This window comes from Clostridium puniceum (assembly GCF_002006345.1).
GTDB classification, from domain to species: Bacteria; Bacillota; Clostridia; order Clostridiales; family Clostridiaceae; genus Clostridium; species Clostridium puniceum.
Genome location: NZ_LZZM01000008.1, coordinates 1 through 13,741, shown reverse-complemented (window position 1 = coordinate 13,741; position 13,741 = coordinate 1). Strand labels below are relative to the sequence as shown.

The 13,741-nt window shown below is 28.4% G+C and carries 2 protein-coding genes; both read right to left on the bottom strand.

Features of this window, described 5'->3' with window-relative positions; all coding sequences use genetic code 11:
* The coding region (locus CLPUN_RS00475) for a non-ribosomal peptide synthetase (RefSeq protein WP_158078661.1) at positions 1 to 11,911 on the bottom strand (11,911 nt) is incomplete at its 3' end.
* 62 nt (positions 11,912 to 11,973) lie between these two features.
* Positions 11,974 to 13,741: condensation domain-containing protein (locus CLPUN_RS00470; protein WP_242954003.1), on the bottom strand; the 1,768-nt coding region annotated here is incomplete at its 5' end.

Sequence of the window (13,741 nt, the reverse complement as noted above, 5' to 3'; positions counted from 1 at the left end):
CTCCAACTGCTTCCAAGCCTCTATTTCTTTGCTTAATTTTAGCTTCATCTTTTTCATATATCATCCTTAAGGCGTCATGATGTTTTATGATTTCAGCAAAAGATTTTTTAAGTATTTCTTCCTTTATGCCATCCTTTTTATAGAAAACAAAAGCTTGATTCCAGTGATTTTTCTCTAAAAATTCATTTTCAAAGAACCACTTTTGAATTGGTGCTAATTCTACTTCACCTTCAACTGCACTTTGATCTATTTGAAGTTTTCCATGCTTCACCATCTTGCTAAGTTGTTTTATATTCGGATACTGCATTATATCCTTAACTTGAAGCTTTACATCGTACCTTTGAAGCCTTGAAACAATCTGTATTGATTTTATTGAGTCTCCGCCTAACTCATAGTAGTTATGATTAATTCCTATACCATATATTCCTAATACTTCTTTCCATACATTAACTAATATCTCTTCTACATTATTTCTTGGAGCTTCATATTCATTTTCTATCATTTCTGATAAATCTGGCTCTGGAAGTGCCTTTTTATCTACCTTTCCATTTGGTGTTAATGGCAATTTTTCTATTTGTGCTATATAGCTAGGTATCATATAAGAAGGTATTTCATTTAGAAGTTTTTCTCTTAATAATGCGGCTGATATTTGAGTTTCTGCCGTTATATATGCACATAGATACTTATCTCCTTTATCATTAATCCTATCTATTACAACGGCCTCATTTACCATTGAGATTTTCAAGATATGACTCTCTACTTCCCCTAACTCTATTCTGAATCCTCTTATTTTCACTTGATTATCTATTCTGCCAAGAAACTCTATACTTCCATTTGGCAGCCATCTACCTAAATCCCCAGTCTTATATATTCTTTCTCCAATAATAAATGGATTATTTACAAACTTTTCTTTTGTTAGCTCTAGCCTATTGAAATAACCTCTAGCCACACCTTTTCCAGCTATGCATATCTCCCCAGATACTCCCATAGGCTGTAATTTTTGATCCTTGTCCAATATATATACTTGAGTATTTTGTATCGGTTTTCCAATTACATTACTCTCATTACATTTAGTACAAATTGCATCTACTGTTGTCTCTGTTGGTCCATAATGATTATAAAGTTTATATCCTTTTGAAAGAACATTATCTTTTAATACAGTATCTAATCGATCTCCACCACAAATAATTACATTTAAACTTTCCATCTTATTATTTTTAGCAATTAATTCACTTAGAGTTGCTGGCACAAATTGTACTAAATTTATTTTATTTTCATCTATATAATCTTTAAATTTGTTTCTATCAAAAAGTATGTCTTTATTAGGAATATAAATAGTACCTCCATTTAAAAGTGCACCAAAAATTTCCTCAACTGATACGTCAAAAGATATATTTGTCATTTGTAGAGTATTTTTATTTAATTCAATATTATATTTTTTATTGTACCAATTACACAAATTGTATACATTTCGATGTTCTACCATAACACCTTTAGGTTGTCCAGTTGATCCTGATGTATAAATTATATATGCTAAATCTATTGATGTATTTATACTTTGAAGATTTTCACAATTATGTTCATACATTCTGCTATCTTCCAAGTTCACTACTTCTACATTAGAGTACAATCCTTCTACATACTTATTTTGTGTTAATATAATTCTAGTTTTACTATCTCTTAGAATATATTCTATTCTTTCTTTAGGATATTCAGGGTCTATAGGTAAATATACTCCCCCTGCCTTCAATATACTTAGCATTCCTATTATCATTTCAAATGATTTTTCAGCCATTATTCCTACAAGATTTTCTGCTTGAACATTTTTTTCCCTTAGAACTCGAGCTAAGGAATTAGCTTTTTCATTTAATTCTTTATAAGTTAATTTATTTCCTTCATATACTAAAGCCACATTATTAGGGATATTTTTTACCTGTTCCTCAAATAATTCTTGTATAGTTTTTTCCTTTTGATACTCTGACTCTGTTTTATTAAATTCATTTAATAATTTGTTTCTTTCTTCTGTACTTACTATATCTATTTCAGCCAACTTAATATTAGGTTTAGATATTACACAATTCAACAAATTATGGAAATTATTTTTTATTGACTTTATAATCTCATTACTATAAACATTGCAGTTATATGCTAATTTTATATTTAATTGTCTGCCCGGCATGATTACAAGTTCTAAATTATAATTTGTCTGTTCAAAGTTTTCAAAATCTACAATACTTAATTCGGATTTTTCATACTTATTAGAGTTCATCATTTCCTCATTAATAGGATAATTTTCATATATAGTAACATGGTTAATAAGTCTATTTTTCATATCTGTTAAAGCTTGTATTTCTGCTAGTGAACAATATCCATATGCATTAGCATGAATAAAATCTTTATTTAATTTTTGGGCTAATTCCCTAAATTCAATATCTTTTGTGCTCTTTACTCTTATAGGTACTGTATTTATAAAAAGTCCTACCATTCTTTCTATACCCTTAATTTCACTTGGTCTTCCAGAAATCACTGATCCAAATACTACATCATCTGTATTATTATACTTTTGCAGTAATATACTCCATACTGTTTGAATTACTGCATTCATTGTTATATTATTTGATTCTGCTGTACTTTTCAATTTTCTTGTTAAGAGATTATCTAGTATAATTTGTTCTTCAGCTGGCTTAAAGCTTTGAGACTTTTTCTTTATGGTAGGAATAACTGTTTCCTGCTCATATCCTTGAAGATAATTCTTCCAATATTCTAAACTTTCAGTTTTATCCTGTTTGCCAAGCCATTCTAAATAATTGCTATAAGGTTCTGCCCTGTCAATTACTATTTCTTTTTCTTCATATAAAGCTTTATACATGTTGACTATCTCGTCAATTATAATGCCTACGCACCAACCATCCATAATTATGTGATGGAAATCATAAATAAGCTTATACTTATTATCTTTTATCTTTATTACTGATACTCTAATTAAACAGTCATTAGTTAAATCAAAACCTCTATCTCTATCTGCTTTTTTAAATTCTTCTATATATTTTTCTTTCTTTTCTTCATTGAGGTTGCTTATATCTTCATAATGTATTGACATTTCTCGTTTACTTAAAATTGCCTGCTTAGGTTTGCTTATATCTTCATAGAAAAATGCTGTTCTTAATGCTTCATATTTTTCTAGAAGAATATTAAATACTTTATTTAATATTTCTCCCCTTAATGTTCCCTCGAGTGTAAGTACACTTTGTTCAAAATATGCATGAGAATTTTTATCAAGTATTAAATTGTATAGCATACCTTCCTGCATCGGTGCTAAAGAATGAATTTTTTCTATATCTTTCCCGCTAGATAATATTTTATTTAAATCTTCTATGCTTAACTCATTATCACCATAATCCCAAGGTGTTTTTTGTGTTTCTTTCTTGCTTTCACAATGTTCTACAACTTTAATTAAATTTGTTTTATATACTTGTAATAAATTCTTTATGGTTTCTTTTTTATATTCCTTAGTACTATAGTTTAAAAATATTTGTAATTTTCCTTCTGAAACTATTCCATTTATTTCTATAGAATATAATTCTTTATTTGCAGTTGAAACAGTCATACCACCTGTTAATTTAGAATAACTAAATGAATCCTTACTTTCCTTTTGCATGAATTCTCCAAGGTAATTAAAGCTTATTTCAGGTTTTAATTTAAAAGAAATATCTTTATTATTTTGGTTACATGCCAAATATTTCAATATACCGTAACCTATACCATTGTTAGGTATATGCCTTAAGGTTTCTTTAGTCTGCTGAATAGAATAAGATATATCTTCACTATAAGCCATGTCTAAAACCACTGGGTATATAGACGTAAACCATCCTATTGTTCTATCTATAGAAACATCTTTTATAATTTCTTCTCTTCCATGCCCCTCTAGACTTATAAGTACCTTATCATTTCCACTCCATTCTTTAACAGCTAATCCTAGTGAGCAAAGCAGTATATCATTTATTTGAGTATTATAAGCTGTACTTGTTTTTCTAAGAAGTTTTTCTGTTTGTGCTTTTGAAAAACTTATAGAAACACTTCTGCTGTCTTTAACATTACTTTCAGCTTTTCCATAGTCTCTTGAAATTTCTCTTATTAGGGTATTGTCTGTTGACTTCCAATATTCTAATTCTTTTAGAAATTCTTTACTATATGCATATTCTGAAAGTTTTCTTGTCCACTCTTTATAAGAAGTAGTTTTTTGCGGTAATACCATTTCTTCTTGCATTTCTATAGCTTTATAAAGAGTTTCTAAATCTTCAAATAATATTCTCCAAGATACTCCATCAACAACCATATGATGAATAGCTATAAGCAGATAATCCCCTTCTTTAGTATTAAATATTCCTAACTTTAACAAGATTCCCTTCTCTAAATCCATACCTTCTTGTAATTTACTTGATAATTCCTCTATGGTATTTTTATAATTTTCGTCTTCCTTTAAATCATAGGCATCTAAAGTAAACGCAGACTCTATTGCCTCTAAGCCTCTATTTTTCTGTTTAATTTCATCTCCATCTTTCTCATATATCATTCTTAAAGCATCATGATGTTTTATGATTTCTACAAAAGATTTTCTTATAGTTTCTTCCTTTATGCCGTCCTTTTTATATAAAACAAAAGCCTGATTCCAATGATTATTCTGTGAAAACTCATTTTCAAAAAACCATTTTTGGATTGGTGTTAATTCTGCTTCTCCTTCAACTGCACTTTGATCTATTTCATTAGTTTTATACTTAGCCTTCTCACTTAATTGTTTTATTGTTGGATTTTCCATTATATCTTTAACTTGAAGACTTATATCATATTTTTGAAGTCTTGATACTATTTGTATTGATTTTATTGAATCTCCACCTAATTCGTAGTAATTATGGCTGATTCCTATACCTTCTATTCCTAATACTTCTTCCCATACCTTAACTAAACATTCCTCAATTTTATTTCTTGCTTCTTCATATTCCTTTTCTATCATTTGTGATACATCTGGTTCTGGAAGCGCTTTTCTATCAAGTTTTCCATTTGCTGTTAATGGTAATTTTTCTATTTGTACTATATGGTTTGGAATCATATATGCTGGCAGTTCATCTAGAAGTTCTTCTCTTAATGTTAAGGATGATATTGCTTCATCTGAAGTTACATAAGCACAAAGATACTTTTCTCCATTACTGTCACATCTGTCTATTACTACTGCTTCCTTTATTTCTTCTGATTTTAGAAGCTGAGTTTCTATTTCCCCTATTTCTATTCTTAAACCTCTTATTTTTACTTGATTATCTATTCTTCCTAAGTACTCAATATTCCCATCAGATATCCACCTTGCTAAATCTCCTGTCTTATACATCTTGGTACCTAGTTCAAAAGGATTGTCTATAAATTTTTCTTTTGTAAGTTCTTCTCTATTTAAGTATCCTCTTGCAACTCCCACTCCAGATATATATAATTCTCCCTGAACTCCAACCGGCTGAAGTCTTTTATTTTCATTTAAAACATATAATTTTATGTTATCTATCGGCTTTCCTATAGGTATTAATTTCAGTTCTTGTCCTTCTGAACAGTCAAAATATGTTACATCTACCGTAGCCTCTGTAGGTCCATATAAGTTTGATAACTTAGCACCTAAACTGCTGTTTATTACTGCATTAAATCTATTTACCTGTTCTACATTTAATGCTTCTCCACTTGAAAATACTTGCTTTAAGCTTCTCAAGTCCTTAATGGATTCTTTATCAGAAGAATTTTCAATATAGCTTAAAAATATACTTAACATTGAAGGTACAAAATGCATTGTTGTAACATTATATTTATTTACTGCATCAATAATAGCTTGTGGATCTTTTTCTCCATCTGGACATAACATACAGACTTTTGCCCCTACGAACGACCACCAGAATAACTCCCATACTGATACGTCAAAAGTAAATGGTGTTTTTTGAAGTATCACATCATTTTCTCCAATTGGATATTTATTTTGCATCCAGTTTAGTCTATTTATCACTGAATGATGCTCTATCATAACACCTTTTGGATTTCCTGTTGATCCAGAAGTATATATTATATAAGCTAAATCTTTAGATGTATTTACCAGCTCTAAATTAGTATCCTTTCCTGTAAATATATCTTTATTATTTAAATTTATTATATCTGCCTTACCTTTCAACTCTTCTGTTTTCTCTATAAAACTGCTTTGAGTTAGTAAAAGCTTCATACCACTGTTTTCCACTATATATTCAATTCTATTTATTGGATATTGTGGTGAAATTGGTAGGTATGCTCCTCCTGCTTTTAGTATTGCCATTATCCCTACCATCATTTCTAGAGATCTCTCTACCATTATTCCTACTATTACATTAGATTTTACACCTTTTTCTCGTAATTGTAGTGCTAATTGATTTGACTTCTTATTTAACTCTTTATAAGTTAAATGGTTGCCTTCAAATAATACAGCTATGTTATTTGGCGTTTTTTCTGCTTGTTCTTCAAATAACTCTTGTATTGTCTTTTCTTTTTCATAAGGTGACTCTGTTTTATTAAATTCTTTTATTATTTTATTTTTTTCTTCCTCACTTATCATATCTATTTCAGATAATTTAACACTTGGATTTAATGCTACAGAATTTAACACATTATATAGATTATCACCTATTGAATTTATAATTTCTTTACTATATGCATTACCGTTATACATTATTCTTATACTTAGTTTGTTGCCTGGAGATATTATAATTCCAAAATCATAATTTATTTGTTCAAATCCTTCAAGACCTACAATATTAGCTTCATTCCCACTCATATCCGTATTGATTAATTTTTCATCTAAAGGATAGTTTTCATATACAACAATATGATTTATAAGCTTATTCTTCATGTCTGTTAAAGATTGTACTTCAGCAAGTGAACAATAATTGTATACATTTGCTTCAATAAAGTCTTGATTTAATTTCTTTGCTAATTCTTTAAATTCTGTATTATCCTCTCCTTTTATTCTTACAGGTACAGTATTTATAAATAATCCTACCATTTTTTCTATATCTTTAACTTCACTTGGTCTTCCTGAGATTACAGAACCAAATACCACATCATCCGCACTATTATATTTTTGTAGTAATATTCCCCAAGCAGTTTGAATCACTGCATTTATTGTTATATTATTTGCCTCTGCTATACCTTTTAAATTTGATGTCATGGCTGTTTCTAATGTAATAACTTCTTCTTTATTATTAAAGCTATTGGATTTTCTATTTAGTGTAGGAAGTGTTACTTCTTGTTTATATTCATTTAAATATGACTGCCAATACCCTAATGCTTCTGATTTATCTTGTTTATCAAGCCATTGTAGATACTTGCTGTAAGGTTCAGTTTTCTCAAAAACTACTTCTTTTCCTAAACATAATGCTTTATATCCATCAATTGCTTCCTGCATTATTATACCTATACACCAACCATCCATAATTATGTGATGAAAACTATAAACTAGCTTGTACCTATTATTTTTTATCTTTATTACTGATACTCTTATTAAACAATCCTTTGTTAAATCAAAGCCTCTATCTCTATCTGTTTTCTTGAATTCTTCTATATATCCTTTTTTCTTTTCTTCATCAAAGCTGCTTATATCTTCATAATTTACTCCTATTTCTCTTTTTCTTAAGACTGCCTGTTTTGGTTTTGTTATACCATCATAGAAAAATGCTGTTCTTAATATCTCATGTTTCTCTACAAGACTATTTATTGAATCTTGTAGCATTTTTAATTTTAATGTACCAGCTATCTCAAATGTAAATTGTTCAAAATATGTATAAGACCCCTTATTAAGCATTGAATTATATAATATTCCTTCTTGCATTGGTGCCAATAAGTGAATTTTTTCTATGTTTTTTTCACTAGATAATATTTTATTTAAATCCTCTATGCTTAAATTATCATCACCATAATCCCATGGTGTTTTTTGAGCTTCTTTTTTATTTTCACAATGTTCTATAATGTTAATTAAGTGATTTTTGTATATCTTAATTAATTCCTCTATTGTTTCTTCCTTATATTCTTTAATACTATAGTTAAACATAACTTTTAGTTCTTCTTTTGAGACAAAACTATTAATATCTATACTACTTAATTTCTTATTTGCATCGGAAATGCTCATACCGCCTGTTAAATCGGAATGATTAAATAGTTTTTTATCTTCTTTCTGTGAAAGTTCTCCAAGATAGTTAAAGATTATTTCTGGCTTCAGTTTAAAATCAGTATTTTTCTTATATTCTGCACTTGTAAGGTATTTTAGCAATCCGTAACCTATACCATTATTAGGTACATGTCTTAGAGTTTCTTTAGTATTCTGAATAGAATAGGATATATCTTCACTACAAGTCATATCTAGAATTACTGGATACATAGATGTGAACCATCCTATTGTTCTATCTATAGAAATATCTTTTATAATTTCTTCTCTTCCATGACCTTCTAGATTTATAAGTGTCTTTTCATTTCCACTCCAGTCCTTTACTGCTAATCCTAATGAGCAAAGCAGTATATCATTTATTTGAGTGTTATAGGCTGTACTTGTTTTTCTAAGAAGTCTTTCTGTTTCCTCCCTTGTAAAAGTTATGCTGATACTTTTACTTTCTTCCATATCACTTTCACATTTTTGAAAATCTCTAGGAAGTTCTTTCACTTGTAGATTTTCTATATTTCTCCAATATTCTAATTCTTTTAGAATTTCTTTACTATTTGCATGTTCTAAAAGCTTTCCCGCCCATTCTTTATACGAAATGGTTTTCTTTGGTAATACTATGTGTTTTTCATTTTCTATAGCTTCATAAAGAGTTTCTAAATCTTCAAATAATATTCTCCAAGATACTCCATCAACAACTATATGATGAATAGCTATAAGCAGATAATCCCCTTCTTTAGTGTTAAATATGCCCAATTTAACCAAAATACCTTTTTCTAAATCCATACCTTCTTGTAGTTTATTTGATAATTTCTCTATGGTATTTTTATAATTTTCTTCTTCCTTTAAATCATAGACATCTAAGGTAAATGCCTCCTCTACTAACTCTAAACCTCTATTTTCTTGTTTTATTGTATCGCCATCTTCTTTGTATATCATTCTTAAAGCATCATGATGTTTTAAGATTTCTACAAAAGATTTTTTTAGTATTTCTTCCTTTATGCCGTCCTTTTTATATAAAACAAAAGCCTGATTCCAATGATTATTCTGTGAAAACTCATTTTCAAAAAACCATTTTTGGATTGGTGTTAATTCTGCTTCTCCTTCAACTGCACTTTGATCTATTTCATTAGTTTTATACTTAGCCTTCTCACTTAATTGTTTTATTGTTGGATTTTCCATTATATCTTTAACTTGAAGACTTATATCATATTTTTGAAGTCTTGATACTATTTGTATTGATTTTATTGAATCTCCACCTAATTCGTAGTAATTATGGCTGATTCCTATACCTTCTATTCCTAATACTTCTTCCCATACCTTAACTAAACATTCCTCAATTTTATTTCTTGCTTCTTCATATTCCTTTTCTATCATTTGTGATACATCTGGTTCTGGAAGCGCTTTTCTATCAAGTTTTCCATTTGCTGTTAATGGTAATTTTTCTATTTGTACTATATAGTTTGGAATCATATATGCTGGCAGTTCATCTAGAAGTTCTTCTCTTAATGTTAAGGATGATATTGCTTCATCTGAAGTTACATAAGCACAAAGATACTTTTCTCCATTACTGTCACATCTGTCTATTACTACTGCTTCCTTTATTTCTTCTGATTTTAGAAGCTGAGTTTCTATTTCCCCTATTTCTATTCTTAAACCTCTTATTTTTACTTGATTATCTATTCTTCCTAAGTACTCAATATTCCCATCAGATATCCACCTTGCTAAATCTCCTGTCTTATACATCTTGGTACCTAGTTCAAAAGGATTGTCTATAAATTTTTCTTTTGTAAGTTCTTCTCTATTTAAGTATCCTCTTGCAACTCCCACTCCAGATATATATAATTCTCCCTGAACTCCAACCGGCTGAAGTCTTTTATTTTCATTTAAAACATATAATTTTATGTTATCTATCGGCTTTCCTATAGGTATTAATTTCAGTTCTTGTCCTTCTGAACAGTCAAAATATGTTACATCTACCGTAGCCTCTGTAGGTCCATATAAGTTTGATAACTTAGCACCTAAACTGCTGTTTATTACTGCATTAAATCTATTTACCTGTTCTACATTTAATGCTTCTCCACTTGAAAATACTTGCTTTAAGCTTCTCAAGTCCTTAATGGATTCTTTATCAGAAGAATTTTCAATATAGCTTAAAAATATACTTAACATTGAAGGTACAAAATGCATTGTTGTAACATTATATTTATTTACTGCATCAATAATAGCTTGTGGATCTTTTTCTCCATCTGGACATAACATACAGACTTTTGCCCCTACGAACGACCACCAGAATAACTCCCATACTGATACGTCAAAAGTAAATGGTGTTTTTTGAAGTATCACATCATTTTCTCCAATTGGATATTTATTTTGCATCCAGTTTAGTCTATTTATCACTGAATGATGCTCTATCATAACACCTTTTGGATTTCCTGTTGATCCAGAAGTATATATTATATAAGCTAAATCTTTAGATGTATTTACCAGCTCTAAATTAGTATCCTTTCCTGTAAATATATCTTTATTATTTAAATTTATTATATCTGCCTTACCTTTCAACTCTTCTGTTTTCTCTATAAAACTGCTTTGAGTTAGTAAAAGCTTCATACCACTGTTTTCCACTATATATTCAATTCTATTTATTGGATATTGTGGTGAAATTGGTAGGTATGCTCCTCCTGCTTTTAGTATTGCCATTATCCCTACCATCATTTCTAGAGATCTCTCTACCATTATTCCTACTATTACATTAGATTTTACACCTTTTTCTCGTAATTGTAGTGCTAATTGATTTGACTTCTTATTTAACTCTTTATAAGTTAAATGGTTGCCTTCAAATAATACAGCTATGTTATTTGGCGTTTTTTCTGCTTGTTCTTCAAATAACTCTTGTATTGTCTTTTCTTTTTCATAAGGTGACTCTGTTTTATTAAATTCTTTTATTATTTTATTTTTTTCTTCCTCATTTATAACATCTATTTCTCCTATGGACAAATCAGCATCTTTTATTAAATTATCTGATAGAATAATATATCTATTTAGTATATCTTCAATGTCATTACTCTTAAATTTGCTTTTATCATAACTAATTTCCAATTGAATAGTATTGTCATTTCTCTTAAATATAAATAATAATTCAAAATTATAGTCCTTAATGTAATCTACATCATGAACATTTTCAAATATAAATCCTACATTAAAGATATTTGATTTATTTTCCTTATGGATTCCTAATCTATCCATAATAACTTGCATTGGATAATAGCTGTTTTTATATGCTTCTGAAAAAACATTTTTTTCACTTACTATTATCTTTTTAAAACTCATTGTATTGCTTACCGTTGATTTTATTACTGTAGATTTATTATACTTATTAACTTCATTATCTTTTAATACAGGAGTAATAACATAATTACTACTTTGTGCTGTATATTTGTTTAATAAACATTTTAATATTGAAGATAATACAATAAGTAAATTTAAATCCTTATAACTGCTTAATTTTAATATTTTCTCTGCTATTTCCTTTGGAAAACTCAATGACACGCTTCCAGCTTCTACTGTTTTATTATTCAACTGGCTGCTAATATATGGTATTTCATTTCGATTTAAATCGCTATCTAAAATTTTTTCCCAATATGTTAATTGTTCTTTGAATTCTTCCATTAAAAGAAGTTCTTTTATTTCATTGTTTTTCTCCACAATATCCCATCTCCTCATATAAATAACTTTAAATACTGTTATTTATTAGTGCTTATAATATTCTAAAAATCAAATTCTAACTCATCAATGACATTCTTAACCTTTTTCATATCATTAATATATAATTCTCGTTTTTCATCAGAAATTATATTTATGTCTTTTATTTTAATGTCTAAATCATCTGTTATAGAATTTAATATATTTATAAAGTGTTCCTTCATTCTTTCTATAGTTTCATTTTCAAATAATTTAATACAATATTCTAAATTAAACTTTATGCCTTCCACTATTTCTGCTGCTGTTAACGTCAAATCAAATTTTGATATATTAAATTCTGGCTGAATTAATTTAATCTCTGCTTCTGAATTAAAATCCATATCTTCAAGTAAAAACATTACATCAAACAATGGATTTCTACTTGTATCTCGTTTTATATCTAGTTTTTTGATTAATTTTTCAAATTGATAATCTGAATTCTCAAAATCTCTTAATGTATTATTTTTAACCTCTATTAAGAACTCTCTGAATGTCTTATCTTTATTAGGATAATTTCTTAACGCGATAGTATTAACAAACATTCCTACTACATTTTCAATTTCTGCATAAGGTCTTCCGGCTTGAGCCGTTCCAATTACAATATCCTCTTGACCACTATACTTGGATAACATTACATTATATGAGGCCAGCAATACTAAATATAGTGTTGTTTCCGTATTCTTTGCAATATGATTTAATTTTTCCGTTAATTCTTTGTCTGCAGTAAAATTTATTCGATATCCTTCATGATTTTTTACACTAGGTCTTTCATAATCTGATTCAATATTTAATATTGGTATGTCACCTTTAAATCTATTTAACCAATATTCTTCTTGTTCTTTCAATTCGCCCTTTTCGTCAAAACTGTTTTGCCACTCTGAAAAATCCTTGTATTGTAATACTGGCTCTGCTAAATTGTTGCTTCTGTATAATTCTATAAATTCTTTCATTAATATACTTATAGATACCCCATCTGTTGCTATATGATGGAAATCAACCATAAATATATATTTTTTTTCTCCTGTTTTTATAAGCTTACATCTCATTAAAGGAGCTTTTTTCAAATCAAAAGGTCTTATAAAGTCTCTTATTTTTTCTTTAACTATTGTTTCATTACATTCCTCATATTTAAAATCTAACTGCCAGTTTTCTTCTATTTTTTGTACAATTTCTCCATCTACTACATAAAAACTCGTTCTTAATGCTTCATGTCTCTGTATTAATTTGTTTAATATATTTTCTATCTTTTCCTTATTAATTTTTTCATATATTTCTACTATGACAGGAATATTATATACAATATTTGACTTGTCCATTTCCCACAATGCAAATACTCTTTTTTCGGCTGAAGATGCCTTATAATATTCTTTCTTTTCTCTACATTTATTTATAATTAAACATTGTTTTTTATCTAGTGTTAATATAACTTTGTTAAACGTCTTTATGGTAGGATTTTCGAATAATTCTTTTACATTTATTCTTATATCAAATTCGCTATTTACTCTATTTATGATGGTTGTTGCCTTTAATGAATGCCCTCCTAAATCAAAAAAGTTATCATTTATACTTATACTTTCTTTAACTAGTACATCTCTCCATATTTTTACTAACTTTTCTTCAATATTACTTCTTGGAGCTTCATATTCTGATCCTGCAGCCTGAATATTATCTATTTCTGGAAGTTCTTTTCTATCCACTTTTCCATTTACTGTTACTGGTAATTCTTCTATCTGCATTATATAGTTAGGTATCATATACGATGGCAGCTCATTAGAAAGCTCTTCTTTTATGGAT